The 26,358-nt window shown below is 71.5% G+C and carries 20 protein-coding genes; 11 read left to right on the forward strand and 9 right to left on the reverse strand.

The genetic code is table 11. The features are described from left to right. Positions 1 to 126: 126 nt before the first annotated feature. The 6 genes from AB0D59_RS25625 to AB0D59_RS25650 form a co-directional block, all read right to left on the reverse strand. The gene (locus tag AB0D59_RS25625; protein WP_362569599.1) at positions 127 to 840 is read right to left on the reverse strand and encodes a M50 family metallopeptidase; all 714 of its coding nucleotides are present in this window, start codon (positions 838 to 840) and stop codon (positions 127 to 129) included. A gap of 161 nt (positions 841 to 1,001) precedes the next feature. Beyond that, on the reverse strand, positions 1,002 to 6,848 hold the full coding sequence (locus AB0D59_RS25630) for an amino acid adenylation domain-containing protein (protein WP_362569602.1): 5,847 nt from the start codon (positions 6,846 to 6,848) through the stop codon (positions 1,002 to 1,004). Further along, on the reverse strand, positions 6,845 to 7,615 hold the full coding sequence (locus AB0D59_RS25635; RefSeq protein ID WP_362569605.1) for a class I SAM-dependent methyltransferase: 771 nt from the start codon (positions 7,613 to 7,615) through the stop codon (positions 6,845 to 6,847). The genes AB0D59_RS25630 and AB0D59_RS25635 overlap by 4 nt, the downstream gene beginning before the upstream one ends. After that, positions 7,609 to 8,367 (reverse strand): alpha/beta fold hydrolase, encoded by a 759-nt coding sequence (locus AB0D59_RS25640; RefSeq protein ID WP_362569608.1) that lies wholly within the window; start codon positions 8,365 to 8,367, stop codon positions 7,609 to 7,611. Before AB0D59_RS25640 ends, AB0D59_RS25635 begins: the two co-directional genes overlap by 7 nt. A gap of 80 nt (positions 8,368 to 8,447) precedes the next feature. Then, the gene (locus tag AB0D59_RS25645; RefSeq protein WP_362569611.1) at positions 8,448 to 9,947 is read right to left on the reverse strand and encodes an AarF/UbiB family protein; all 1,500 of its coding nucleotides are present in this window, start codon (positions 9,945 to 9,947) and stop codon (positions 8,448 to 8,450) included. Between the two features lie 101 nt (positions 9,948 to 10,048). Further along, the gene (locus tag AB0D59_RS25650) at positions 10,049 to 10,600 is read right to left on the reverse strand and encodes a hypothetical protein (RefSeq protein ID WP_362569614.1); all 552 of its coding nucleotides are present in this window, start codon (positions 10,598 to 10,600) and stop codon (positions 10,049 to 10,051) included. A 338-nt stretch (positions 10,601 to 10,938) separates the two neighbouring features. Between AB0D59_RS25650 and AB0D59_RS25655 the strand changes: the two genes are divergently transcribed. From AB0D59_RS25655 to AB0D59_RS25700, 10 genes are all read left to right on the forward strand, one after another. After that, positions 10,939 to 11,754: an SOS response-associated peptidase gene (locus tag AB0D59_RS25655; protein ID WP_362569617.1), complete on the forward strand. Its 816-nt coding sequence runs from the start codon at positions 10,939 to 10,941 to the stop codon at positions 11,752 to 11,754. A gap of 9 nt (positions 11,755 to 11,763) precedes the next feature. Next, positions 11,764 to 12,396, forward strand: coding sequence for an alpha/beta family hydrolase (locus AB0D59_RS25660; RefSeq protein WP_362569620.1), 633 nt, complete (start codon positions 11,764 to 11,766; stop codon positions 12,394 to 12,396). A gap of 256 nt (positions 12,397 to 12,652) precedes the next feature. Continuing rightward, a complete protein-coding gene (gene sigR, locus AB0D59_RS25665; protein ID WP_362569623.1) occupies positions 12,653 to 13,336 on the forward strand; it encodes an RNA polymerase sigma factor SigR in 684 nt (227 codons plus the stop codon). Next, positions 13,333 to 13,677 carry a mycothiol system anti-sigma-R factor gene (gene rsrA, locus AB0D59_RS25670; RefSeq protein ID WP_362569625.1) on the forward strand — a complete coding sequence of 115 codons (345 nt, stop codon included), beginning with the start codon at positions 13,333 to 13,335 and terminating at the stop codon, positions 13,675 to 13,677. Before sigR ends, rsrA begins: the two co-directional genes overlap by 4 nt. Positions 13,678 to 13,812: 135 nt before the next feature. After that, positions 13,813 to 15,132, forward strand: coding sequence for an HD-GYP domain-containing protein (locus AB0D59_RS25675; RefSeq protein WP_362569627.1), 1,320 nt, complete (start codon positions 13,813 to 13,815; stop codon positions 15,130 to 15,132). A 599-nt stretch (positions 15,133 to 15,731) separates the two neighbouring features. After that, a complete protein-coding gene (locus tag AB0D59_RS25680) occupies positions 15,732 to 16,988 on the forward strand; it encodes an HD domain-containing protein (RefSeq protein WP_362569629.1) in 1,257 nt (418 codons plus the stop codon). 111 nt (positions 16,989 to 17,099) lie between these two features. Beyond that, positions 17,100 to 18,080, forward strand: coding sequence for a hypothetical protein (locus AB0D59_RS25685; RefSeq protein ID WP_362569632.1), 981 nt, complete (start codon positions 17,100 to 17,102; stop codon positions 18,078 to 18,080). Positions 18,081 to 18,234: 154 nt separating this feature from the next. After that, entirely contained in the window at positions 18,235 to 18,885 is a 651-nt protein-coding gene (def, locus tag AB0D59_RS25690; RefSeq protein WP_362569634.1) for a peptide deformylase, read from the forward strand. 292 nt (positions 18,886 to 19,177) lie between these two features. Continuing rightward, on the forward strand, positions 19,178 to 20,263 hold the full coding sequence (cyc1, locus tag AB0D59_RS25695) for an epi-isozizaene synthase (protein ID WP_362569637.1): 1,086 nt from the start codon (positions 19,178 to 19,180) through the stop codon (positions 20,261 to 20,263). Beyond that, a complete protein-coding gene (locus AB0D59_RS25700; RefSeq protein ID WP_362569640.1) occupies positions 20,260 to 21,639 on the forward strand; it encodes a cytochrome P450 in 1,380 nt (459 codons plus the stop codon). Before cyc1 ends, AB0D59_RS25700 begins: the two co-directional genes overlap by 4 nt. Before the next feature lie 39 nt (positions 21,640 to 21,678). Here AB0D59_RS25700 and AB0D59_RS25705 read toward each other — a convergent pair whose 3' ends face one another. Then, complete coding sequence (locus AB0D59_RS25705; RefSeq protein WP_362569643.1) at positions 21,679 to 22,644, reverse strand: helix-turn-helix domain-containing protein; 966 nt, start codon at positions 22,642 to 22,644, stop codon at positions 21,679 to 21,681. A 93-nt stretch (positions 22,645 to 22,737) separates the two neighbouring features. Here AB0D59_RS25705 and AB0D59_RS25710 point away from each other — a divergent pair, with 93 nt between their 5' ends. Further along, a complete protein-coding gene (locus tag AB0D59_RS25710) occupies positions 22,738 to 22,989 on the forward strand; it encodes a hypothetical protein (protein WP_362569646.1) in 252 nt (83 codons plus the stop codon). Here the strand turns inward: AB0D59_RS25710 and AB0D59_RS25715 are convergent. Next, the gene (locus tag AB0D59_RS25715; RefSeq protein WP_362569649.1) at positions 22,902 to 23,909 is read right to left on the reverse strand and encodes a ribonucleotide-diphosphate reductase subunit beta; all 1,008 of its coding nucleotides are present in this window, start codon (positions 23,907 to 23,909) and stop codon (positions 22,902 to 22,904) included. The two genes, AB0D59_RS25710 and AB0D59_RS25715, sit on opposite strands and share 88 nt — an antisense overlap. Further along, a complete protein-coding gene (locus AB0D59_RS25720) occupies positions 23,909 to 26,275 on the reverse strand; it encodes a ribonucleoside-diphosphate reductase subunit alpha (RefSeq protein WP_362569652.1) in 2,367 nt (788 codons plus the stop codon). The genes AB0D59_RS25715 and AB0D59_RS25720 overlap by 1 nt, the downstream gene beginning before the upstream one ends. Between the last annotated feature and the right edge of the window lie 83 nt (positions 26,276 to 26,358).

Consider the following 26,358-nt stretch of genomic DNA (forward strand, 5'->3'; position numbering starts at 1 on the left):
TCACTTTAGTGGGAGGCCGTGCGTAGCGGCTTCGCGCGAGGCTGTGCGGGGGGCTGGTCGCGCCCACGCGGCGGAGCCGCCGATGATACGGCCCCGCGCCCCTGACGCCTGCCCCTACGGGGCCCGTCAGGCCTCCAGCAGCCACCTGCCCCCACCGATCAGCGAGCACAGCGACACCGCGTGGAACAGGAACAGCCACATGCCTGCCGGTACGTGGGTCAGGCGGGACAGCTGGTCCGCGTCCGAGTCGCCGGCGCCGCCCCGTGAGCGCTTCGCCTGGAGTTCGAACGCCGGGCGTACGCCGCCCAGCAGCAGGAACCACACCACCGCGTACGCGAACGCCGCCTGCACCTGGGGCCCGGCCAGCCAGGACACCAGCAGGAACGCGCCGCCCGTCAGGAACACCGTCAGGACGCCGTACGCGTTGCGGATCATCGCCAGCATGGCGATGAGCAGGGCCGTCGCGACCCACAGCAGCAGGGTGATGCGGCCGGCGCCGAGCAGGGCCGCGCCGCCCAGGCCGAGCAGCGGCGGCGCGGTGTAGCCGGCCGCCGCCGTGAGGATCATGCCCAGGCCGTGCGGCTTGCCCCGGCTGACCGTGAGGCCGCTGGTGTCGGAGTGCAGGCGGATGCCGGTGAGCTGGCGGCCGGTGAACAGGGCGACCAGGCCGTGGCCGCCCTCGTGGGCGATCGTGATGGCGTTGCGGGATATCCGCCACACGGTGTGCGGGACGACCACGGCGGCCGCGGCGGCGAGTGTGGCGATCACCACCCACAGGTCCGGGTCGGGCTGGGTGCCGATCAGCTCGTCCCAGAGAGAGGTCGCTGTGCTGGTGTCCATGGTCTCCGGTCGTTCCCTCTCGTCGTACGGAGTCGGCAGTCTGACACGTATGTATGTGTGGTCGGTGTGTCAACGGCCAGGAGAGAGGGACCGTCCCCGGATCACTGTCCTCGGGCCGGGATCACTGTCCGCGGTCCCGGATCACTGTCCGCGGTCCCGGATCAGACCGCGCCGCTCACCTCCCCGCGGCGCCGGTCCACCGCCGTCGCCAGGTCGGCGACCGTCCGGGTGGTGAAGACCTCGCGCAGGCTGATCGAGATCTGGAAGCGGTCGCGGATCCTGGAGATCAGCCGGGTCGCGGCCAGCGAGTGCCCGCCGAGGTCGAAGAAGTTGTCCTGAACGCCCACCCTGGGCACGTCCAGCAGCTCGCTCCACAGGGTGGCCAACTGGTGCTCGGTGGGGGTGCGCGGGGCGACATAGCCCGTGGTCGTGCCGGCGGCCTGCCGCGGGGCCGGCAGCCGGCGCCGGTCCACCTTGCCATTGGCGGTGAGCGGCCAGCTGTCCAGGGTCAGGACGTGCTCCGGGACCATGTGGGCGGGCAGCCGCTCGCGGAGCCAGTGCCGCAGCCGGTCCGGGAGGGGCGCCTCCTGCGGTGGCACGGGAGCGGCCGTACGGTCCACCCGGCCGCCGACCAGGGCGTGCACCAGCAGATGGCGCTCGCCCAGGGCGAACAGCGGCTTGAGCGGCTCGAAGTCGAGTTCCCCGATGGGGCACAGGCCTACGTCGGTGCCCGCCGCCCAGTCCATGAGGAGCTGCCCCATGTAGCCGGCCTCCAGCAGGCACAGGTCGCGGGCGAGTGAACCGTACAGCGGCTCGATCGCCGCCAGGTCGGCGACCAGGAACAGGGTGAACCCGGCCGCGTCGACGAGGGCACGGTTGTGCCCGGCGTGCACCTCGGCGCCGACCGTCGCGTCCTCGCCGAGCAGCACCACGGCGTTCTGCCGCGGGTCGACGTAGTACGCCCCGGGCGCCAGGCCCGCCACCGCACCGGCCTTCACGTGCAGATAGGTCTGGACGGGATACAGGCCCCCGGCCGACGGATAGCGGCACTTGGCCAGCCCGTCCACCTCGTCCTGCCCCAGCAGGCCCAGGCCGGCGGCCAGTTCGGCGAGGGTGACCGGTGCGCCGAGGAACGCCCGGTCGCTGCGCCGCCGCGACGGCTCGGCGGGGACCCGGGGCAGCGGGACCCGGTGCCGGTCGGGCTCCCGGCGCAGTCCGTGCCGGGCCAGCTTGAACTCCGCCCGGGCCAGCGGGTCGAGCAGCGAGATGCCGGCCCGTCGCCCGGCCTCGAAGTCCGCCGTACCGTCCCGCCGGCCGGGGACGACATAGGCGACCAGACCGTCATGGCCGGGCCGGTCCGCGCCGGACGTGGCGGTGACGACGGCCGAGCCGACCTCGGGATGGGCGAGCAGCGCCGACTCGATCTCGCCGGGTTCGATGCGCTGGCCGCGGATCTGGACCTGGAAGTCGGCCCGGCCCATGAACTCGATGGTGCCGTCCGGCCGCCACCGGCCCAGGTCACCGGTGCGGTACATCCGCTCCCCGGTCCCCGGGTGGGCCACGAAGACCGCGTCGGTGCGCTCCGGGTCGCGCCAGTAGCCGTCGGCGAGGCATACCCCGGAGACGTACATCTCGCCGGTGACCCAGTCCGGGCAGTCCCGCAGCCGCTCGTCGAGCACGTAGTAGCGAACGTTGGCGATCGCGGTGCCGTACGGGATGCTCCGCCACTCGGGGTCGGTCTCGCCGACCGGGAACCAGATGCTCCACACCGTGGTCTCGGTCGGACCCCCGATGGAGACGACCTCGACGTCCGGCACCAGCTCGCGCAGCCGGCCCGGTACGGGGAGCGGGATCCAGTCGCCGCCGAGGATCACCAGCCGGAGCGAGGCCGGGCAGGCCCCGCTCTCCAGGAGCATCTCCATCATCGCCGGGACCGAGTTCCACACCGTGACCCGGTGGCGGGCGATCAGCTCCGCCCAGTGCGCCGGGTCGCGGCGGTCGGCGGCGGCCGGGACGAGCACGCTGCCGCCGGCGCCCAGCAGCCCGAAGAGGTCGAAGGCCGACAGGTCGTGGTGGAGCGCCGTCACGGCGAGGCAACGGTCGGCCTCGGTGACCCGGTAGGTCTCGATCGTCTGCACCAGGCAGTTGACCAGCGCCCGGTGCGGGACCATCACGCCCTTCGGCTCTCCCGTCGATCCGGAGGTGAACATCGTGTAGACGAGGTCGTCCGGGCTGCCGGGCGCCGGCAGCGGGGTGTCGGCGACGGCGGGCAGCGGCTGGTCGACGCAGAGCCGCAGGCGCCCTTCCAGGTCCACGTCGAGGTGCGACTGGGTGAGGACGAGCGCCACCTCGCCCCGGTCGAGCAGCTGCCGCACGCGCAGGGCGGGCAGGTCGGGGTCGATCGGCAGATAGGCGGCCCCCGAGAACAGCACGCCGTAAGCCGCGACGACCTGTTCCCAGCCCTTCTCCATGACGATGGCGACGAGCTGTCCGGGCCGGGCGCCGTGCGCGTGCAGCCAGCGGGCCACCTGCCGGGAGGCGTCGGCGAGATGGGCGTACGACAGGGTCCGGTCCGGGGCGATCACGGCGGGGGCGTCGGGGCGGAGCGCGGCCTGCCGTTCGAACAGCTGCTGCACCTGGAGGTCGGGGACGGGGCGTTCGGGGCCGGCGTGGGTGTGTTCCGGCGGGGCGAGCGGTGTCGGCCGCGTCCAGGCGTCCTCGTCGGTGGCGAGCCGGTGCAGCAGGGCCGTCTGGGCGTCGAACATGGCGTCGACCAGCCCGTCCGGGAAGAGCGCGTCGACCGAGTCCCAGTTCAGCAGCAGCGCGCCCTCCTGCTCATGGGCCTGGCAGTCCAGGGTGACCTGCGGGGTCTGGGAGATGGTGAACACCGGGGTCAGCAGCCGTTCCAGCGCGGTGCGCTCCGCGGCGGCGAAGGCGAGGTTGCTCGTCATCACCACCGGCATCAGCGCCCGGTCGTAGCCGCCCTGCAGGCGCATCAGCTCGCGCAGCACCTCCACCCCGCTGACGGCCGTGTGCCGCAGGTCGTCCCGGAGGCGCCGCTGCACCTGCCGGGCCCGTTCCAGGAAGGTCTCGGCACCTCGGTGGTCGATCTCAAGGAGCGTGAAGGAGGCGAACTGGCCGAGCACCTCGTCGTACGACGTGTCGCGCACCGGACGGGTCAGGCGCGGCACGTTGAGTGTGAAGTGGCGGCTGTTGCTCCAGACGGCCAGCACCTCCGCGTACACCGCGAGCAGCAGGGCGCTCGGGGTCAGCCCGTCCCGTCCCGCGCGCTCCTTGAGGCCCTGCCAGGTCCCGGCGGACAGCACGGTGTCCCGGCGCGCGAAGTGCGGTACGTCCACGGCCGCGGCGCGGGCCGGCAGCTGCGGTGCCGGGGGCAGTTCCGGCAGCCGGCGCCACCAGTAGTCGTAGGCGCGCCGGTACTCGGGGGTGTCCCTGCGCCGGCTCTCGGCGTGTACGTGGTCGCGGAACGAGCGGGCGGGGGCGGGCGGTCGGGCGTCGGGTTCGCAGTAGAAGCGGGACAGGTCGTCGAAGAGCAGCCGGCCGGAGGAGAAGTCGGCGATCAGCGAGTCCACGCTGAGATGGATCCGCAGGCCGTCGTCCAGCCGGGTGGCGGCCACCTCGAACAGCGGCCACCGGTCGGCGGGCCGCACCTCGTGCGACAGCCGCTCCCGCACCGCTGCCAGGGCGGCCTCGGCCGCGTCCTTCTCCTGCCCGCGCAGATCGGTGACCCGGATCTCGTAGGGCGGCACCTCGGGCAGGATCCGCTGCTCGTTGCGGTCGGGCAGCATCACCGCGCGCAGCATCTCGTGCCGGTCGATCACCCGCCGCCAGGCGTGCTCGAAACGGGGCAGGTCGAGATCGGGGGCGTCGAACTCCACGTACACGTGGGTGGAGACGTTGCCCAGCTCGAAGGTGCCGGTGCGGCCCAGGCAGTAGGCCTGCTGGGTGTCGGTCTGGGGGAAGGGGGCGTGCGGGTCGTCCGGCGGGACCGGAGCCGGGTCCGGCGCGGAGGCGGAGACGGACCCCGGCCGTTCTCCGACGGCCGCCGCGAGTGCGGCGATCGTCTGGGCGTCGTAGAGCGTGTCCTCGGAGAGGGAGATCCCGAGGTCCTGCTCGATCCGTCCCGCCAGCCGCAGCATGGCCAGTGAGTCCAGGCCGAGCCCCGGCAGCGAGTCGTCGGGCCCGGGCCGCCGCCCGGAGGCGGGGGCGAGGGAGGCGACGAGGTCGGTGAGATAGTCCTCCACGGACGCCCCGTCGTAGTTCTCCACGGACGCCCCGTCGGCCCACTCGCCCACCACGCTGAGCGACCCGGCGATGAGCGCCGCCCGGGTGGCCCGGCGCTGGATCTTCCCGCTGGACGTCTTGGGCACGGTCGAGGCGCGGACCAGGACGAGCCGGTGCAGCCGTACGTCGAACTCCGCGGTGATCGCCCGCGTGACCGCACCCGCCACCTCGGCCGCGGGCGGCGCAGGCACCCCCCGCCGGACCTCCGCGACCACGACCAGCCGCTCCACGCCGTCGCCCTCGTCGATGCCGACGGCGGCCGTGGCGTTGGGACGCAGCGCCGGATGGGCGCCCTCCGCGCAGCGCTCGATGTCCTGCGGATAGAGATTGCGGCCGCGCACGATGATCAGGTCCTTGCTGCGCCCGGTCACGAACAGCTCGCCGTCCCGCAGGAAACCGAGGTCGCCGGTGCGCAGGAAGGGGCCCTCGCCGCTCGCCGTACGGGCGCCGAAGACGGCCGCGCTCTCCGGTGGCCGGTTCCAGTATCCCTGCGCCACGTTCGGACCGCCGACCCAGACCTCCCCGACCTGCCCGGGCCGGCACGGCGTCCCCTCGGCCGGATCGACGACGAGCAGCCGCTGTCCGTCGACGGCACCGCCGCACCCGACCACCGTCCGGCGCTGCCCCGCGCTGCCGGGCACCACCCGGTGCGCCTCCAGCGCGGCGGCGTCCAGCGTGACGGTGGTCGGGTCGGTGAGCTGGTCCCCGCACGACACCATCAGCGTGGCCTCCGCCAGCCCGAAACTGGGCCGCAGCGCCTCCCGCCGCATCCCCCAGGGGGCGAAGTGCGCGGCGAACCGGTCGAGGGTCGCGGCCGGTACCGGCTCGGCGCCGACCACCACGGTCTCCAGACCTGCCAGGTCGAGCGGCGCCCCGGCGGCGGGGTCGACGCGCTCGACACACAGGTCCAGGGCGAACGGCGGTACGGCGGACACCGTGCCGCCGTGCACGGAGATCGCGCGCAGCCACTGCACGGGGTCCAGGACGAAGGTGCCCGGCGCCATCAGCACCCCGGGGCAGCCGGCGAACAGCGGCTGGAGGATGCCGCCGATGAGCCCCATGTCGTGGAACGGCGGCAGCCAGCTGACCACGCGGGAGTCCTCCGTGGTCCGCAGCCGCCACTGGATCTGGGCGGAGTTGTGCAGCAGATTGCCGTGCGAGACCATCACGCCCTTCGGCACGGCGGTGCTGCCCGAGGTGTACTGCAGGAAGGCGAGATCCTCCCGGCCGGCGCCCGGGTCAGTCCAGGCGTCGGGTTCGGCGGTCGGGGCGGCGCCGGACAGCCAGGCCACGGATCCCAGTTCGTTCAGGTGCTGCCGTGCGGTGGCAGCGCCCCGGCCACCGGTGAGCACGGCGGCGGGCGCCGCGTCCGCCGCGATCGACCGCAGCCGCGCCGCGTTGCGGGCATGCGGCGGATACGACGGTACGGCGACCAGTCCGGCGTACAGGCAGCCGAAGAACGCGGCCAGGTAGGCGGCGCCCGGCGGATGCAGGATCAGCACCCGGTCGCCGGGGGAGCAGGTCGTCTGTAAATCCGCCGCCACCTGTCGGGCTCGGCGGTCCAACTCGGCGTAGGTGAGGGTGGATTCCTCAGTGCCGTGGCTGTCGAGGAAGACGTACGCCTGTCGGCCGGGCTGCTCCGCGGCGCGGATCCGCAACAGGTCGACGAGACTGCGCGGGACGGTCTTGAGGGGGGCGTTCATGCTGGTCCTCCAGTTTCCGTTGACGGTTCGGGACGCTCCGCGGGATCGGGGTGCCCGGGCTTCTCCGCCCGGACCCACCGGGTGGGCACCCACGGTCCGCTCCACCACATCCGGTGGCCGACGTCGGCACAGGTGACGTCCCTGGCGCCGGCGGCGAGCAGCAGGTCGCGGTACTGGCCGGTGTGGAGGATGTCGACGACGAGCAGCCGTCCGCCAGGCCGCAGCACCCGGTACGCCTCACGCACCGCCTCCCCGCGGCCCCGCGCGTCGGTGATGTTGTGCAGGGCCATGCTGGACACCACGAGGTCGAACCGGCCGTCCTCGAAGGGGAGTTGCCGCATGTCGGCGGTGACCAGGTCGATCCGGTCGGCGACCCGCTCCCGGTCGGCGTTCTCCAGCGTGGTCCCCGCGCGGTTGCCGGACTGGTCGACGGAGCGCCACAGGTCGACGCCGGTGACCCGGCCCCGCGGCACCCGGCGGGCCACCGCGGTCAGCACCGCGCCGCGCCCGCAGCCCAGGTCCAGGACCTGTTCGTCGCCGCGCAGCCGGAGCCCGTCAATGAGCTCCTCCCACACCAGGAACTTCCCGCGCACGCTGGCGTGCAGGAACAGCCCGGCCGGGGCGGCCGTCACCGCCGGGATCCGCAGCAGCCAGCGGGGCGCTCCCGCGGCGACCGCCACCAGGGGCAGCACGACCGAGCCGCCCAGCCCGATCAGCCAGCCGGGCGCGTCGACGCCGTACCGGCCTTTCCCGGCCGCGCCTACCACGCCAGCTCCTTGGCCACGAAGGCCAGGACCTGCGGGGCGGCGGCGAAGACGAAGAAGTGGTCGCCGGCGAAGACCCGGACCCTGACGTCGGTACCGAGGTCGCGCCAGCGCTCGACCTCGGCGGGTGCGGCGGCGGGGTCGTCGGACCCGCCGAGGGCGATGAGCGGGATTCCGGGGCGCAGCACTCCGTGGGCCCGGTAGGTCTCGGCGGCCTCGAAGTCCGCGCGCAGCTGGGGCAGGACGAGCGCGAGCCACTCCTCGTCGGCCAGCAACTCCGGTGGGATGCCGCCGAGTCGCCGCAGCCCGGCCACGAACTCGCGGTCCGGGAGCGGGTGCATGGCGGGGGTGGAGCGCGGGAGGTGGGGCGGCACGCTGCCGGAGACGACCAGCGCGGCCGGCGGACGGCCGGAGTCCTGGAGGGCGAGGGCGAGTTCATAGGCGAGCAGGGCGCCCATGCTGTGGCCGAACAGGACGTACGGCAGCCCTTCGGCCCGGCGGGTGAGCGGGGCCGCGAGTTTCTCCGCGAGCCGTACGACCGATGTCTCGGCCGGTTCCGTCATACGGATCTCCCGCCCCGGCAACTGGACGGGGACGACCTCGGTGCCGGGGCCGAGCAGGTGCTGCCAGGGGCGGAACACCGAGCCGCCGGCGCCGCCGTGGGGAATGCAGAAGAACCGGACGCGGAGAGGGGACGGCCGGGGCGTGCCCGGCAGGGCGTGCGGGAACCACGAGGGTGCTGTTGTGACACACACGGGCAGACAGAGACCTTCGGTTCACGGGTGACGGGTCACGCCACCCGAAACGGACGGGTGGGAGAGACGGCGCAGGGCACTCACGCCCGACGCCGCCGGTGGTCCAGATAGAGGGCGAGGGCACCGAGGGCGAGCGCCACGTTCGGGCCGGATCTGCCGCCCTGGGACCGGGTCGGCACGACCTCGCTGAACTGCACCCTGAGGCTGCGGTCGGCGATGTCGTCGTTCAGCGCGCGGAGCTGTTCGGCGGCCCCGGCCTGGGTGAGGGTGGCCTCCAGGAGACGCCGTGCCGACTGCTGCGGGGAAGCGGTCTCGCGCACCATGTGCAGGACGATGCGGGGGACCTCGCGCTGGAAGACGTCGACCAGCGCCAGCTCGGGTGCCAGACAGCGCACCGAGCCCTCCAGGTTGGCGAAGGACTTGCCGAGCAGTGAGACCGCCGGGCAGGACGCGATGCCCCGGCGGGTCGACTTCTCAAGGACGCTGGTGAGCGTGATGCCGAAGTTCAGCTCGTCCAGGGAGGCCGTCGCGATCTTCGGCACCAGAGCCGCCATGTCCTGGGAGAACCCGGGGATGTCCGACCACGGTGTGGTGCGGCCCATCTCCACCCAGGCCTTGGCCAGGCCGTGCCCGTCATTCTGGGCGACGGCCATGAGCACCAGCAGCAGCCGCATGCTGGTGCGCTGGTCGATCCGGCCGATCATGCCCCAGTCGATCAGCGTCGCCTCCCCGTCGTCGGTCACGAAGACGTTCCCGGCGTGCGGATCGGCGTGGTAGATGCGCTCGATGAAGTAGCTGCGGTACATGAACGCGATCAGTTCGCGGCTGACGGCGAGCCGGTCGCGGTCGCGCAGCGAGGCCGGGTCCGCCTTGCGCACGGAGACTCCCGGGGCCATGGACTGCACCAGGACCCCCGGGGTGGCGGCCAGGACGCGGGGCACGGACAGCCGCGAGAAGCCGCGCAGCGCCTCGCGCGCCCGGTCCATGTTCGCCGCCTCCTTGGTGAAGTCGAGTTCCGGCTCCATGGCGTCGAAGACCCCGCCGAGCATGGACTCGACATCCACGACCGTGCTGAACCTCGGGGCCATCCGGGCGGTCAGCCGGGCGGCCTGGCGCAGCAGCGCCATGTCCGTCAGCACGGTCTCCCGGATGCCGGGCCGCTGCACCTTGATCACCCCCGGCCGGCCGTCAGCCAGGGTGACCCGGTGCACCTGGGCCAGGGAGGCGGCGCCGAGCGGGCGCTCGACATCGATGTCGTCGAAGTAGCGCTTCCAGTCCGGCCCGAGGTTCTGCTCCAGCACGGGTTCGAGTTCGGAGAACGGCTGGACGTCCACCTCGTCGTGCAGGTTCTGCAGCTCCTCGATCATGATCGGGGAGACCATGTCGGGCCGGGTGGACAGCATCTGACCGATCTTCACGTAGAACGGCCCCAGGCTCTCCAGGGCGCCGCGCACCGCCCGGGCCCGCCGCCGCTCCCGCTCGTCCGGGGCGTCGGAGGGCGGGGCCGCTCTGGTCTCGCCGACGACCTGTTTCAGTACGGCGGCTACCGTCCGCATCCGGCTGCCGGTGCGCGGGGCCATGAACGGGGTTCCTTCCGGTGGCGCGCGTACCGCGACGGAGTGCGGGTCCGTCGCGGCACGCCGGCGGGCGGGGCGTGCGAGGGGCGTGAGCCGGGGCGGCCCTACGCCTTCTTGGGCGCGCTCCTGGTGACGGCCCCGATGGCTCCGGCCGCGCCGAGCAGCGGCTCCACCGTCTTCAGCGCGTCCATCAACAGGCCGATCACATCGGTCAGTTGCTGGAGCTGCTGGGGCAGCGCCGCGAGTTGCTGGGGGAGTGCGCCCAGCTGCTGGGTCAGCTCCCCGGCCGCCGCCAGCGGGGCGCCGACGGTCCCGGTGAGGGCGGCGACGGGCTGCTGGACGGCAGCGGCGGCACCACCGATCCCGCCCGGCCCGCCGATCCCACCGATCCCGCCGGCTCCGCCGGACAGCAGGGCGAGGGCCGCGAGATTGCGGTTCTTGTTCTTGTTCTTCTTCTTGCTGTCGTCGTCGTCCTGGAGCAGGGACATGGCCGTGAGCGTGCGCAGTGCGTCCCCGGGCATGGTCGCTAAGGCGTGCGCGGGCAGTCCGAAGGGCAGATCGTCATCGTCGTCCCGGTCGAGCAGGTCGTCCCAGGCCTTCTTCCAGTCGTCGGCGACGTCGCCGTAGAAGTCCTTGATGGTGTCGATGGTTCCCACAGGAGTCCTTCCTGGTACTGAGTGCTGTGCGCTGTGCGCTGTGCCGCAGCGGCCGACGGCCACCGCCGGCCGCGGGGTCGGGAGGAGGGGGATGCGGGAGAGGTATCACCGCTGAATGTCCGGAAAAGGCATCCGAAGCATTGAAAAATTTAGCAAGGCGCATGGAAAGAGGGAAGTAATAGAACTTTGCACTACTTGCGGATGTTTGCCTGATCTGTCTATCGGCTTGAGCTATGGACCAGCACATATGCCAGGGGTGCGTGCCCTGCCCCGCGCGACCCGGTGCCGATTCCGCCGTCCCGGCTTCAGCCCTGGGAGTGAAATGTAGGGTTGTGAAGATGTGCGGACGGTACGCGTCGAGTCGTAGGCCCGAGGACCTGGCCGGAGTCTTCGAGGTCGAGAAGTGGGAGCCCGAGGAGACTCTGGCGCCCGACTACAACGTGGCCCCCACCAAGGAGGTCTACGCGGTTCTCGACCGGCCGCTCAAGGACGCGGACGACAAGCGGCCGGTCCGTCAACTGCGCAGGCTCAAGTGGGGCTTGGTGCCCTCCTGGGCCAAGTCGCCCGAGGGCGGCGCCCGGATGATCAACGCGCGCGCCGAGACCGTGCACGAGAAGCCGTCGTACCGCCGGGCCTTCGCCGCCCGCCGCTGCATCCTGCCCGCCGACGGCTACTACGAGTGGGTCACCGCCGCGGAGGAGCGGGAGCTGGAGGTCGAGGGCAGGAAGAAGCGGCCGCGCAAGCAGCCGTACTTCGTACTGCCCGCCGACGGCTCGGTGTTCGCCATGGCCGGGCTGTACGAGTTCTGGCGGGACCGCACGCTGCCCGACGAGCATCCGCTGGCCTGGTGGGTGACCTGCTCGGTGATCACCACGGAGGCGGAGACCTCGCCGCTGGCCGTGGCCCCCGCCGAGGGCCCGCGGTCGCTGTCCGACATCCACCCCCGGATGCCGCTGATGCTGACCCCGGACCGCTGGGACGCCTGGCTCGACCCGGCCGGCACGGACGTCGAGGACCTGCGTTCGCTGCTCGCCCCGCCGCCGGAGGGCCTGATGCGGGCCTACCCGGTCTCCACGGCCGTCAGCAACGTCCGCAACAACGGCCCGGAGCTGCTGACGGAGCTGGAGGCACCGGAGGAGAGCACACTCTTCTAGCCTTCTGGCGTGACCACTTCGAAGATCGTCGGTACGGAGGCGGGGGACGCCCGCATCACCTGGTACGAGGCGGAGAAGGCGCGGCTGGTGCTCGCCGTGAGCCATGGGGCGGGCGGCGGCATCGAGGCCCGTGACCTCCAGGCTCTCGCCGCGGTGCTGCCGGAACACCGCGTGACCGTCGCACTCGTGGAGCAGCCCTGGCGGGTGGCCGGCAAGAAGGTCGCCCCGGCGCCCAGGACGCTCGACGTGGGCTGGCGGGGCGTGTGGCCCGCGCTCGCCGCACCGGGGCTGCCGGTGGTGTCCGGCGGGCGCAGCGCCGGAGCCCGGGTCGCCTGCCGTACGGCCACGGAGCTGGGCGCGGCCGCCGTCCTCGCCCTCGGCTTCCCGCTGCACCCGCCGGGCAGGCCGGAGAAGTCGCGGGCGGAGGAGCTGCTGGGGGCCGGGGTGCCCACCCTCGTCGTCCAGGGCGGGAACGACCCGTTCGGAAAGCCGGCCGAGTTCCCGGCGGGCGACTACCGACTGGTCGAGGTGCCCTACGGCGATCATGGATTCGCGGTGCCCAAAAGGGCAGACATCGAGCCGGAACGGGCAGTGACCATCATCACGGATGCGGTCGTCGCGTGGACCGCGGCGCTCGGGTGACGCCCGGGAATGTTGCGCGGCGGACCACTGTTGAGCCGGACAGAAGCGCTGGGGCACCAGTGCCGACGCCGAAGGAGAGGAAGTCCGCCGCATGGGTTCGACCATCTGCCCGAGCCGTACCAGCAGCGCTGACCTGGACTGGACAGTGCTGCACGCGGCCAAGACCGCTCCTATTCGAGCGGCGGCAGGCACGGGTCGTGTTCTATCCTCCGAGTCGAGTGGGATCGGTTTCGGTCCTGCCCTGGATCTTGAGGAGGTGGGTCCGGTCACTGGGACCGACGCAGGGACCGACAACGGCCAGGCGGAGCTGCCCGAGGGCCAGGGCACGAGCGCGGAGTCGACCTCGGAGCGCACCGCGCGCTTCGAGCGGGACGCGCTGGAATTCCTCGACCAGATGTACTCGGCCGCGCTGCGCATGACACGCAACCCGGCCGACGCCGAGGACCTGGTGCAGGAGACGTACGCCAAGGCGTACGCGTCCTTCCACCAGTTCCGTGAGGGCACCAACCTCAAGGCCTGGCTGTACCGCATTCTCACCAACACCTTCATCAACTCGTACCGTAAGAAGCAGCGCGAACCCCAGCGCTCCGCGGCCGAGGAGATCGAGGACTGGCAGCTCGCCCGCGCCGAGTCGCACATGTCGACCGGTCTGCGCTCCGCGGAGTCGCAGGCGCTCGACCACCTGCCCGACTCGGATGTGAAGTCGGCGCTGCAGGCGATCCCCGAGGAATTCCGCATCGCCGTCTACCTTGCCGACGTAGAGGGCTTTGCGTACAAGGAGATCGCGGACATCATGGGGACACCCATCGGTACGGTCATGTCCCGGCTGCACCGGGGCCGCCGTCAACTGCGCGGCATGCTGGAGGACTACGCGCGTGAGCGCGGGCTCGTCCCGGCCGGCGCCGGGGAGTCGAACGAAGCGAAAGGTTCGGGCTCATGAGCTGCGGAGAGCCGCACGAGACGGACTGCGGTGAGGTACTCGATCATCTCTACGAGTTCCTCGACAGTGAGATGCCGGACGTCGATCGCGTCAAGTTCAGGCAGCACTTCGACGAGTGCTCGCCCTGCCTGGAGAAGTACGGGCTGGAGCAGGCCGTGAAGAAGCTGGTCAAGCGGTGCTGCGGCCATGACGACGTACCGAGTGACCTGCGGGCCAAGGTGCTGGGGCGGCTGGACCTGATCCGCTCCGGCCAGGCCGTCCCGGAGCATGACGTGACGGCCACGCCCACGCGGACCACATCCGCCGCACAGACCGCTCCGGTCGCACCGCAGGAGAGCTGAGCGCTCTTCGTCGGGCGTTGCCGCCCCCGGTGGCCCGTCACCCGAATGTGCTAATCCTCCGGTCATAACCCCCGGACCCGCCGGCTCCCGCCTAGGCTCCGGAGCCTGGACAGGCATGGTCGGGGGAGGGGCGAGATGGAGGCGGTTCCGGCACGGGCACGCGCGTACGTGACCTGTGTCGCCCTCGGCGCCCTGTGCTGTCTGCTGCCGCTGCCGGCCCTGCGTACGCCCTGGTGGGCGGTGGCCCTGCTGGCCGCGCTGTACGCGGGCTGCGAGCACGTCCTACGACGGCGGCTCGGCGGCATCTTCTACCCGGTGCTGCTCGCCGGTGCGTTCCTGCTGCCACCGCCGGCCGCGGCGCTCGTGCCGCTGCCGGGTGCGCTGCTCTCGCGCGTCGACCAGCGGCCGCAGGGGCTACGGCGGATCTGGCGGGCCGCCGAACTGGCGCTCGCCGTGTGGGGCGCGGGGCGGGTCCACTGGGCCCTGGGCGGCCGGGACTCCGTCGTGGACTGCGACTTCCCGTACGCGTTGCTGCCGTGTGCCGCGGCGGTTCTGGCGTTCTGCGGGGTGCTCGCCCTGCTGGACGGCGGGATCCTGGCCCTCGCGGAGCGCGTTCCCGTACGACGGGCCTGGCGCGGCCTGCTCTCCCGCTCCCTCGGGCCGATCGGGGTGCACGGGCTCGCCGGGCTGATGATGGCGGTGCTGTGGCGCAGCCCCTTCGGCCCGGTCGCCGCGCTGCTCGTCCTGCTGCCGATGTGCGTGTCCTGGTGGGTGTTCGCCCAGTACCACCGGGAACGGGCCGCCCACCAGGCCACCATCCGCGCGCTCGTGCAGGCCGTCGACATCAAGGACGGCTACACCCGCGGGCACTCCGAACGAGTCGGACAGGCCTCCGTGATGATCGCGCGCGAGCTGGGCATGGACGACGAGCGGGTCGAGGTGCTCCGCTTCGCCGGGATCCTGCACGACGTGGGGAAGCTGGGCGTCCCGACCCGGCTCCTCCGCAAGGATGGGCCGCTCACCCCGGAGGAACGGCGGATCATCGAACTCCATCCCGAGTACGGCCATGAGATGGTGCGCGGGATCTCCTTCCTCGGCGAGGCCCGGGCGGCGATCCTCCACCACCACGAGCGCATCGACGGCAGCGGCTACCCCTACGGTCTGGTCGGCGGCCAGATCCCCGAGTGCGCCCGCGTGGTGGCCGTCGCCGACGCGTTCGACGCGATGACCTCGACGCGCTCCTACAGCCGGGCCCGGCCGGTCGGATCGGCGGTGGAGGAGTTACGACGCTGCGCCGGCCGGCAGTTCGACGCGGGCGCCGTCGACGCCCTGGTCCGAGCGTTGGCCAAACAGGGCTGGCACCCCGCGGTAACCGCCGACGACTTCCCACCCGACCCACCCGTTTCCAGTCGGCCGAGAAGCGAGGCCCAGAGCGTAGGCCGGGGCACCCCATGACTTCCGACGACCAGCCGCTCACCCCAAGACAGACAACCCCTGCCCCCACCGATCCGACTCCGAGACCTACGGAGACGGGGGGTGGCTCGGGGGGTTCGTCGTCTGGGGTCGGTGGCGTGGGGTGTGGTCCGGGGGGTCCGGCGGCCGGGGCCGGTGGTGGAGGTGGCTCGGCGGGTTCGTTGTCCGGGGCCGCTGGTGTGGGGTGTGGTCCGGGGGGTCCGGCGGCCGGGGCCGGTGGTGTGGGGTGTGGTCCGGCGGGTCCGGAGGCCGGGGCCGGTGGTGTGGCGCGCGGCTCGGCGGGTTCATTGCCCGGGGCCGGTGGGGTGGCGCATGACTCGGCAGGTTCGTTGTCCGGGGTTGGTGGTGTGGGGCCCGGCTCGGCGGGTTCATTGCCCGGGGCCGGTGGGGTGGCGCATGACTCGGCAGGTTCGTTGTCCGGGGTTGGTGGTGTGGGGCCCCGCTCGGGGGCTGGGGTCGGTGGTGGAGGTCGTGGCTCGGCGGGTTTGGTGGCCGGGGGTGGTGGTGGAGGTCGTGGTCTTGGGGAGGCGGTTGGGTTTCGGGGTGGCGGTCTTCGGAGTGGCGGTGTTGGCTTCGGCGGGGTGTCCGTGGGGTTTCGGGGCTGTCCTCCCGCCGCTCTGTGGGGCATCCGGGGCGCCGCGCTGATTCTCGGCCTCGGGTGTCTCGGCGGCACGCTCTGGGAAGGGCTCGCCGACCGGGGGATCGCGCTGGCCTTCGGGGGGCTCGTCGCCGTCGGGGAGCTAAGCCGGCGGAGCGGCGCCGAGGCCCGGGAGGCCGCTCCGCTCGCGGCCGCCGGGGGGCTCGCCTACGCCCTGCTCGGCGCCGACGGCGGGGCCGCCACCCACGACGGGGCCTTTCAGGTCGTCACCGTCGTCTGCGCGGCCTCGCTGCTCGGCAGCGTGCCCCACATAGCCGGCGGGCGCCGGCCCACCCTCGACCACCTCGCCCGCCGGGTGCTCACCGTCGGCTTCGCCGCCGTCTGCTTCCAACCCCTCTACAGCACAGGCGTGTTGGCGCAGTGGGGCGGACCGGCGTACGCGCTGTTGCTGGTCGCGCTGCTGGTGCTCACCGCGCTGTGCGACGCCGTGCTCGCCGCCGCGCAGGCGCACTCCCGCACCGGATGGCCGTTCGGGCCGCTGCTGCGGGACGAACTGCGCGGACTGCTCGGCATCGGGTCGGCCGTCTGCGCCACCGGCGCGGTGATGGCGCTGGCCGTCGCCGTCGTCGGCCTCTGGGCGCTGCCCGTCTTCTGTCTGCCCCTCCTCCTCACCCAGCTGTCCCTGCGCCGGTACGCGGCCGTCCGGGCCACCTACCGGCAGACCATCGCCTCCCTCGCCCGTGCCACCGAGATAGCGGGGTACACCCCGGCCGGGCACGCCCGCCGGGTCGCCACGCTGAGCCAGGCCGTCGGGCGTGACCTGGGGCTGTCAGGAGCGGAGCTCACCGTGCTGGAGTACGCGGCGTTGATGCACGACATCGGCCAGCTCAGTCTCGTCGACCCGGTGCCCGCCGGGGCCACCGCCGGGCTGCCGGCGGCGGAGCAGCGGCGGATAGCCCTGCTCGGCGGTGCCGTCGTACGGCAGACCGGGGTGGACGCGGCGGTCGCCGTGGTCGTGGAGCGGCAGGCCGATCCCTACCGGGAGCAGCCGCTCGCCGCCCGGATCGTGCGGGTCGTCAACGCGTACGAGGAGAAGGCCCGGGATTCCGGGCCCGGCGGGCCCTTGACCGCGCTGGAGGAGTTACGGCTGGCCACCGCTGGGGACTACGCTCCCGAGGTCGTGGAGTGCCTGGCGCGCGTGCTCTCCAGGGACTGTCTGACCTTGCGCGCGGCTGGGTAACCCATGGGTAATGAGCGGCCCTCCCGTCGTACGTGGTTGGATGCGAGGGAGAGCGTGTCCGGGGGCACAAGCCAGCCCACTGTGCGGAAATGGAACTGGCAGGCGGGAATCGTGAGGATCTTCGGCAAGGGACGGCACCGGCCCTCCGCCTCCTGGCGGCAGGCCACCGACCGCGCGTTCACGCTGATCGGCGACGGCCGGTACGAGGACGCGGGCGAACTGCTGACACGTGCCGCCGACCTGGAACCCTGGCTGTCCGAGTCCTGGTTCAACCTCGCCCTGCTGCACAAGTTCCGGCACGACTGGGAGCAGGCGCGGGCGGCCGGCCTGCGGGCGGTGGCCCTCCTCGACCGGGAGACCGGGGCGCCGGACTGGTGGAACGTGGGCATCGCCGCGACCGCGCTGCAGGACTGGCCGCTGGCCCGGCGTGCCTGGCAGGCGTACGGGCTGCGGGTGCCCGGCGGCGCCACCGTCTCCGGTGAGCCGGCCGGGATGGACCTGGGCAGCGCCGCCGTACGGCTGTCCCCGGAGGGGGAGGCCGAGGTGGTGTGGGGGCGGCGGCTGGACCCCGCCCGGATCGAGGTGCAGTCCATTCCGCTGCCGTCGTCCGGGCGGCGCTGGGGCGAGGTCGTGCTCCACGACGGCGTGCCGCACGGCGAGCGGACCACGGCGACCGGGCACGCGTACCCCGTCTTCGACGAGATCGAGCTGTGGGCGCCGTCGCCGGTGCCGACCTGGGTGGTGCTGCTGGAGGCGGCCACGGAGGCGGACCGGGACGCGCTGGAGCAGCTGGCCGGGGATGCCGGGTTCGCGGCGGAGGACTGGTCCTCGTCGGTGCGGTTGCTGTGCCGGATGTGCTCCGAGTCGCGGATGCCGTCGGACGAGGGCGACGGGGTGCACCTGGATCCGCACGACCACAGTGAGCCGGGGCATCCGGGGCCGCTGGGGCATCGAACGGACGGGCAGCTGTGGGTGCCGGAGCGGGAGTGCGGGGTGGCTGCGCCGGCTGCGCTGGTGAGGGGGTTGCTGGACGGGTGGGTCGCGGACAGCCCCGACTCCCGGGACTGGCGGGATCTGGAAGAGGTCTGCTGAGGCCGTCGTTCCGCCGCGGCCTCGTCGTGGTTGCTCGCGCCCACGCGGCGGCAGCCGCATATCAGACACAGCCCCGCGCCCCCGACGGGGCGGATCCACGTACCCTGTATCAGCAACATCACCCTTGTTTTACCTAGGAAGGCTTACGTCGGTCATGGCGCAGCAGGACACCGATCAGCAGCACGTGGGCGTGCTCCCTGTGGATGACGAAGGGTTCGTCATCGACTCCGAGGGGACCGAGGAGCGCGAGAACGCCTGGCGTGCGCGGGGGACCTCGCGGCCCATCACCGTCGTCGGGAACCCGGTGCTGCACAAGGAGTGCAAGGACGTCACCGAGTTCGGGGACGAGCTGGCGCAGCTGGTCGCCGACATGTTCGCCAGCCAGCGGACCGCCGAGGGCGTCGGCCTCGCCGCCAACCAGATCGGCGTCGATCTGAAGGTCTTCGTCTACGACTGCCAGGACGACGAGGGCGCCCGGCACGTCGGTGTGGTGTGCAACCCGAAGCTGGTCGACCTGCCGGCGGACAAGCGGCGGCTGGACGACAGCAACGAGGGCTGCCTGTCGGTGCCCACCGCCTACGCCCCGCTCGCCCGGCCCGACTACGCCGAGGTCACCGGGCAGGACGAGCAGGGCAACCCGATCAAGGTGCGCGGCACCGGCTACTTCGCTCGGTGTTTGCAGCACGAGACCGACCACCTGTACGGGTACCTGTACATCGACCGGCTCTCCAAGCGTGAGCGCAAGGACGCCCTGCGGCAGATGGCCGAGAACGAGCCCCGCTACCCCGTGGTCGCCAACGACTGAGACGGACAAGGGCAGTTGTGACGCCTGGTCGGGACTGCCCCGGCCAGGCGTTCGTCATGTTCGGTCAGACTCGCTCACCTGTCCGTCGTGCATTCGATCCCTTGTGCCCCTGTAGCGATCCATAACCAGTCACACAAGGGGAGATTCTCGGCACGGCGGGGTAGTGAATGGAGCAAATCCGTTCCCAGACCGGTCAGTTGTGGTGCTGAATGGAAGTGCGGGGATACGCAACGGCGCACGCCCGGCACAGCGGGAGGGGTGTGCGCACCTGGCGGCTGAGAGGGGTTTGTTCGTGCACGCTTTCTCACACAGCACCACATCGACGCCGACGGCGATCGCGGTTCCACCACAACTCGCCCTGCCCGTCATCGAGGCCGAGTTTCCTCGGCAACTGCATCCGTATTGGCCACAGCTCCAGGAGAAGACCCGCCTCTGGCTGCTGGAAAGGCGGCTGATGCCGGCGGACAAGGTGCGGGAATATGCCGACGGTCTTTGCTACACCGACCTCATGGCCGGGTACTACCTGGGCGCGTCCGACGAGGTGATCCAGGCGATATGCGACTACAGCGCGTGGTTCTTCGTCTGGGACGACCGGCACGACCGTGACGTGGTGCACGGCCGGTCGGCCGACTGGCGGCGGCTGAGGTTCCGTTTGCACACGGCCCTCGATGCCCCCCTGCACCATCTGCACCACCCGGACACCCTGGTCGCGGGTTTCGCGGACAGTGTCGCGCGGTTGTACTCGTTCCTGCCGGGGGCCTGGAACCAGCGGTTCGCCCGGCACTTCCACGAGGTGATCGAGGCGTACGACCGTGAGTACCGCAACCGCACCTCCGGATATGTTCCGGGGGTCGAGGAATACCTCGCCCTGCGGCGCCTCACCTTCGCCCACTGGATATGGACGGATCTGCTCGAGCCGAGCGCCGGGACCGAACTCCCGGACGTCGTGCGCAGGAATCCGGCGTACCGCCGTCCGGCACTGCTCAGCCAGGAATTCGCCGCCTGGTACAACGACCTCTGCTCGCTGCCCAAGGAAATAGCGGGCAATGAGGTGCACAATCTGGGAATCAGTCTCGTCACCCACGAGGGAATGAGTCTGGAACGGGCGGTCGAAGAAGTCAGGCGACGCGTCGAGGAATGCATCAGCGAATTCCTGACCGCCGAGCGGACCGCTCATCGATTCGCCGAACAGCTCGACGACGGCACCGTGCACGGAAAGGAACTCGGTGCCGCGGTCCTGGCCTGTGTCGCCAATATGCGGAACTGGTTCAGTTCCGTCTACTGGTTCCACCACGAATCCGGCCGGTACATGGTCGACAGCTGGGACGACCGGTCCACGCCCCCGTACGTCAACAACGAAGCGGCAGGTGAGAAATGACCGTCGAGTCCGTGAAGCCCGCGACCGCGGAGACTTCCGAACGCGGTGAACTGCGTGAACCGCCCCTGGCCGGGGGCGGTGTGCCGATACTCGGCCACGGCTGGCAGCTGGTCCGCGACCCGCTGGCCTTCATGTCCCGGCTGCGCGCCCACGGCGACATGGTGCGGCTGCGCCTCGGCCCCAAGGAGGTGTACGCCGTCACCACCCCGGCGCTCACCGGGGCCCTCGCCCTGAACCCCGACTTCATCATCGCCGGTCCGCTCTGGGAGTCCCTGGAGGGACTGCTCGGCAAGGAGGGCGTGGCCACCGCCAACGGTCCCCGCCACCGCCGCCAGCGCCGCACCATCCAGCCCGCGTTCAACCTCTCCGCGATCCCCGACTACGGGCCGATCATGGAGGAGGAGGCGCATGCGCTGACCGAGCGCTGGCAGCCCGGTGACACCGTCGACTGCACCTCGGAGTCCTTCCGCGTCGCCGTCCGCATCGCCGCCCGCTGCCTGCTGCGCGGCGAGTACATGGACGAGCGCGCCGAGCGGCTGAGCGTCGACCTCGCGAGCGTCTTCCGCGGTATGTACCGGCGGATGGTCGTACCCCTCGGCCCGCTGTACCGGCTGCCGCTGCCGGCCAACCGCGAATTCAACCGGGCGCTGGCCGATCTGCATCTCCTCGTCGACGAGATCGTCGCCGAGCGTCGGGCATCTGGTCAAAAGCCGGACGATTTGCTGACAGCATTGCTGGCGGCGAAGGACGAGAATGGCGAGCCCATCGGGGAACAGGAGATCCACGACCAGGTCGTCGCGATACTCACCCCCGGCAGCGAAACTGTCGCTTCCACGATCATGTGGCTGCTCCAGGTCCTCGCCGAACACCCGGAACACGCCGAGAGGGTACGGACCGAGGTCGAATCCGTGACAGCAGGTCGACCGGTTGGATTCGAGCACGTTCGGCGGCTCACGCACACCAACAATGTCGTCGTCGAGGCGATGCGTTTGCGGCCCGCCGTATGGATATTGACGCGGCGCGCCAAGGCCGACACCGAGCTCGGCGGCTATCGCATTCCGGCGGGGGCCGACATCGTCTACAGCCCCTATGCCATCCAGCGCGACGCCGACTCGTACGACGCGCACCTCGACTTCGACCCGGACCGCTGGCTTCCGGAGCGGGCCCAGGAGGTGCCGAAGTACGCCATGAGCCCCTTCAGCGTCGGCAACCGCAAGTGCCCCAGCGACCACTTCTCCATGACCCAACTCAGCCTGATCACAGCGGCGTTGTGCGCCAGGTACCGCTTCGAACAGGTCCCCGGGTCCAACGACGCCACCCGGGTGGGCATCACGCTGCGGCCGCACCGGCTGCTGCTCACGCCCGTGCCCTGGTGACCGACCGACCGGCGGGTGACTCCTGATACCGGCGTGCGCTCAGGCGGCCTGCGGGCCCCGGAACGCGCGCCGGTAGGCGTTCGGCGTGGTGCCCAGCTCCTTCACGAACTGGTGCCGCAGCGCGGCCGCCGTCCCGAAACCGGTGCGGCCCGCGACGGCGTCCATCGTCTCGTCGGTCCCCTCCAGCAACTCCTGGGCCAGCAGCACCCGTTGCCGCAGGATCCAGCGGTACGGCGTGGTGCCGGTCTCCTGCTGGAAGCGGCGGGCGAAGGTGCGCGGGGCCATCAGGGCGCGGGCGGCCAGCTGTTCGACGGTGACCTCCTCGTCGAGATGCTCCGCCATCCAGGCCAGCACCTCGCCGACCGTGTCGCACGGGCCCTCCGGCAGCGGGCGCTCGATGTACTGGGCCTGGCCGCCGTCCCGGTGCGGGGGCACCACCATGCGCCGGGCGATCTTCGTGGCGACCTCGGGACCCTGCTCCTTGCGGACGATGTGCAGACAGGCGTCGATACCGGCCGCGGTGCCCGCCGAGGTGATCACCGGGTCCTCGTCGACGTACAGCACGTCCGGCTCGACCCGGGTGCGCGGGAAACGGCGGGCCAGCAGCCGGGCGTGCCGCCAGTGCACGGCGCACCGGCGCCCGTCCAGCAGTCCGGCCGCGCCAAGCACGAAGACGCCAGAACACACGCTCAGCACCCGGGCACCCCGGTCCACCGACCGGCGCAGCGCGTCGAGCAGCTCGGGCGGGTAGTCCCGGTCGACGTTGGCGTCGGAAGCCGGCACCGCGATCAGATCGGCCTCGTCCAGCCGGTCCAGGCCGTACGGCGTGGAGACCGTCAGGCCCGGCACATGGGTGCCGAGCGCCGGCCCCTCCGCCGAGACCACCGCGAAGTCGTACACCGGCAGCCCCTCGTCGGAGCGGTCGAGGCCGAAGACCTCGCAGACCACCCCCAGCTCGAAGGGGTGCACGCCGTCCAGAAGCACTGCCGCCACGTTCTTCAGCATGCTGCCAGTGTGCCTCACCGCTGGCAGTAATTCGAGGGTGTGTGGCAGTGCTGCCACTCACGGTAAGGGGCGTCCGGCGCGAGAGTGGTGTCCATGAACGGAAACCAGATCGAAGGTCTCGTCGGAATGGTCCTGGTCCTCGGCATCCTGGTCCTCATGGCCCTCCCGTCCGTGCTCGGCATCGTGCGCGACAGGCGCATCGACCGGCAGATCAGGGAGGCCCATGAGGACCGTGGGGAGCGGGAGCCTCAGAGGACTCAGAAGTCTTCGTCCAGGTCCACGGTGCCCTCCACCGCGACCTGGTACGCGGACGGACGCCGCTCGAAGAAGTTCGTCAGCTCCTGAACGCCCTGCAGCTCCATGAAGGAGAACGGGTTCTCCGAGCCGTACACCGGAGCGAAGCCGAGGCGGCCGAGCCGCTGGTCGGCGACGCACTCCAGGTACTGGCGCATCGAGTCGGTGTTCATCCCGGGCAGGCCGTCACCGCACAGGTCACGGGCGAACTGCAGCTCCGCCTCGACGGCCTCCCGCAGCATGTCGGTGACCTGCTGCTGAAGCTCGCCGTCGAAGAGCTCCGGCTCCTCCTTGCGGACCGTGTCGACCACGTCGAACGCGAAGCTCATGTGCATCGTCTCGTCACGGAACACCCAGTTGGTGCCCGTGGCGAGACCGTGCAGCAGACCCCGGCTGCGGAACCAGTAGACGTACGCGAAGGCGCCGTAGAAGAACAGGCCCTCGATGCACGCGGCGAAGCAGATCAGGTTGAGCAGGAAGCGGCGCCGGTCGGCCTTGGACTCCAGCCGGTCCAGGTTCTCCACCGAGTCCATCCACTTGAAGCAGAACCCGGCCTTCTCGCGGATGGAGGGGATGTTCTCCACCGCGGCGAACGCGGCCGTACGGTCCTCCGGGTCGGGGAGGTAGGTGTCCAGGAGGGTCAGGTAGAACTGGACGTGCACGGCCTCCTCGAACAGTTGGCGGCTCAGGTAGAGGCGCGCCTCGGGGGAGTTGATGTGCTTGTACAGCGTCAGCACCAGGTTGTTCGCCACGATCGAGTCACCGGTCGCGAAGAAGGCGACGAGCCGGCCGATCAGGTGCTGCTCGGAGGGGCTGAGCTTGGCGAGGTCGGCGACGTCCGAGTGGAGGTCGACCTCCTCGACGGTCCAGGTGTTCTTGATGGCGTCCCGGTAGCGCTCGTAGAAGTCCGGGTAGCGCATGGGGCGGAGAGTCAGCTCGAAGCCCGGGTCGAGCAGGTTCTTGGATGTCATTACTGGCAGGCCTCGCAGGACTCGGGGTTTTCCAGGGAGCAGGCGACCGCGTCTTCGGGAGCCGTCTGCTGGGCGGGAACGGTGGCTTGGGCCTGCGCGGCGCGGGCGATCCGGGTCGCCGGGCGCGAGCGCAGGTAGTACGTCGTCTTCAGGCCCGACTTCCAGGCGTACGCGTACATCGAGGAGAGCTTGCCGATGGTCGGCGTCTCCAGGAACAGGTTCAGGGACTGGGCCTGGTCCAGGTACGGGGTCCGGGCCGCGGCCATGTCGATCAGACCGCGCTGTGGGATCTCCCACGCCGTGCGGTACAGCGCCCGTACGTCCGCCGGGATCCACGCGAAGTCCTGCACCGAGCCGTTGGCCTCGCGCAGCGCCTCCCGGGTGCGGGCGTCCCAGACGCCGAGGTCCTTCAGCTCCCGCACCAGGTAGGAGTTGACCTGGAGGAACTCACCGGACAGCGTCTCGCGCTTGAAGAGGTTCGAGACCTGCGGCTCGATGCACTCGTAGACACCGGCGATCGAGGCGATGGTGGCGGTGGGCGCGATGGCCAGCAGCAGGCTGTTGCGCAGGCCGGTCGTCGCGATCCGCGCGCGCAGCGCCGCCCAGCGCTCCGGCCAGCTGAACTCGACGCCGTAGTGGTCGGGGTGCAGCACGCCTCGCGCGGTACGGGTCTTCTCCCAGGCCGGCAGCGGGCCGCCGCGCTCGGCGAGGTCGGCGGAGGCCTCGTACGCGGCGAGCATGATCCGCTCGGCGATCCGGGTGGAGAGCGCCTTCGCCTCGGCGGAGTCGAAGGGCAGCCGCAGCTTGAAGAAGACGTCCTGCAGACCCATGGCACCGAGGCCGACGGGACGCCACTTGGCGTTGGAGCGGCCCGCCTGCTCGGTCGGGTAGAAGTTGATGTCGACGACCCGGTCGAGGAAGGTGACCGCGGTGCGGACGGTCTCGTCCAGCCGCTCCCAGTCGATGTCACCGGTCGTCGTGTCGACGAACGCGCCGAGGTTCACGGAGCCCAGGTTGCAGACCGCCGTCTCGCCGTCGTCCGTGACCTCCAGGATCTCCGTGCAGAGGTTGGAGGAGTGGACGACATGGCCGGGGGTGGCCGTCTGGTTCGCGGTCCGGTTCGCCGCGTCTTTGAAGGTCATCCAGCCGTTGCCGGTCTGCGCGAGGGTGCGCATCATCCGGCCGTACAGGTCACGGGCCGGGATGGTCTTGCGCGCGAGCCCCTCGGCCTCGGCCTTGCGGTAGGCCGCGTCGAACTCGTCGCCCCACAGGTCCACCAGCTCCGGCACGTCGGCGGGGGAGAACAGGGACCACTGCCCGTCGGCGTTCACCCGGCGCATGAACTCGTCCGGGACCCAGTGCGCGAGGTTCAGGTTGTGCGTACGCCGGGCGTCCTCACCGGTGTTGTCGCGCAGCTCCAGGAACTCCTCGATGTCGGAGTGCCAGGTCTCCAGGTAGACCGCGGCCGCGCCCTTGCGCCGGCCGCCCTGGTTCACCGCGGCCACCGAGGCGTCCAGGGTCTTCAGGAACGGCACGATGCCGTTGGAGTGTCCGTTGGTGCCGCGGATGAGGGACCCGCGCGAGCGGATCCGGCTGTACGAAAGACCGATGCCGCCGGCGTGCTTCGAGAGCCGGGCCACCTGGTGGTAGCGGTCGTAGATGGAGTCCAGTTCGTCCTTCGGGGAGTCGAGGAGGTAGCAGGACGACATCTGGGGGTGCCGGGTACCGGAGTTGAAGAGGGTGGGGGAGGAGGGGAGGTAGTCGAGCCGGCTCATGAGCCCGTAGAGCGCGGCGACTTCGGCCAGGGCGCGAGTGGTGTCGTCCTCTGCCAGGCCCGCGGCGACGCGGAGCATGAAGTGCTGGGGGGTCTCGATGACCTTGCGGGTGATCGGGTGCCGGAGCAGGTAACGGCTGTGCAGGGTGCGCAGGCCGAAGTAGCCGAAGCGGTCGTCGGCGTCCGGGTCGACCAGGGCGTCCAGGCGGGCCGCGTGCAGGCGCGCGAACCCGGCGGTGCGGTCGGCGATGAGGCCCTCGCGGTGGCCGACGGCGACGGACTCGGTGAAGGACGTCACGCCCTGCGAGGCGGCCTCGGCGCGGATCGAGATCGTCAGCAGCCGGGCGGCGAGCCGGGAGTAGGCGGGGTCCTCGGAGATGAGACCGGCGGCCGCCTCGGTGGCCAGCTCGCGCAACTCCGACTCGTCGGCCCGCGCGGACCGGCCGCGCAGCGCGGCGGCGGCGACCCGGCCGGGGTCGGCGTCGGGAAGGTCGGCGGTCAGCCCGGTCAGGGTCCGCAGCAACGCGGCGCCGGGACCGTCCTCGTCCACAGGGATGGTCGCTGAAGCCGGTTCGGCTGGCGCGATGGTCATGTGGGGCTCTCCCTCGCTCGGCACGGGGCCTGGCGGAGGGCAGGAGGCAGCACACGAGCGCACGCGTGTCGCGTCCCCGGCCC

The organism is Streptomyces sp. NPDC048417 (assembly GCF_040651615.1).
Classification (GTDB): domain Bacteria; phylum Actinomycetota; class Actinomycetes; order Streptomycetales; family Streptomycetaceae; genus Streptomyces.

What these genes read in the sequence shown, in the direction of transcription:
- AB0D59_RS25625 (WP_362569599.1), bottom strand. Translation starts at nt 840, where the DNA reads ATGGACACCAGCACAGCGACCTCTCTCTGGGACGAGCTGATCGGCACC.
- AB0D59_RS25630 (WP_362569602.1), bottom strand. Translation starts at nt 6,848, where the DNA reads ATGAACGCCCCCCTCAAGACCGTCCCGCGCAGTCTCGTCGACCTGTTG.
- AB0D59_RS25645 (WP_362569611.1), bottom strand. Translation starts at nt 9,947, where the DNA reads ATGGCCCCGCGCACCGGCAGCCGGATGCGGACGGTAGCCGCCGTACTG.
- AB0D59_RS25655 (WP_362569617.1), top strand. Translation starts at nt 10,939, where the DNA reads ATGTGCGGACGGTACGCGTCGAGTCGTAGGCCCGAGGACCTGGCCGGA.
- rsrA (WP_362569625.1), top strand. Translation starts at nt 13,333, where the DNA reads ATGAGCTGCGGAGAGCCGCACGAGACGGACTGCGGTGAGGTACTCGAT.
- AB0D59_RS25675 (WP_362569627.1), top strand. Translation starts at nt 13,813, where the DNA reads ATGGAGGCGGTTCCGGCACGGGCACGCGCGTACGTGACCTGTGTCGCC.
- def (WP_362569634.1), top strand. Translation starts at nt 18,235, where the DNA reads ATGGCGCAGCAGGACACCGATCAGCAGCACGTGGGCGTGCTCCCTGTG.
- AB0D59_RS25700 (WP_362569640.1), top strand. Translation starts at nt 20,260, where the DNA reads ATGACCGTCGAGTCCGTGAAGCCCGCGACCGCGGAGACTTCCGAACGC.
- AB0D59_RS25705 (WP_362569643.1), bottom strand. Translation starts at nt 22,644, where the DNA reads ATGCTGAAGAACGTGGCGGCAGTGCTTCTGGACGGCGTGCACCCCTTC.
- AB0D59_RS25710 (WP_362569646.1), top strand. Translation starts at nt 22,738, where the DNA reads ATGAACGGAAACCAGATCGAAGGTCTCGTCGGAATGGTCCTGGTCCTC.
- AB0D59_RS25715 (WP_362569649.1), bottom strand. Translation starts at nt 23,909, where the DNA reads ATGACATCCAAGAACCTGCTCGACCCGGGCTTCGAGCTGACTCTCCGC.
- AB0D59_RS25720 (WP_362569652.1), bottom strand. Translation starts at nt 26,275, where the DNA reads ATGACCATCGCGCCAGCCGAACCGGCTTCAGCGACCATCCCTGTGGAC.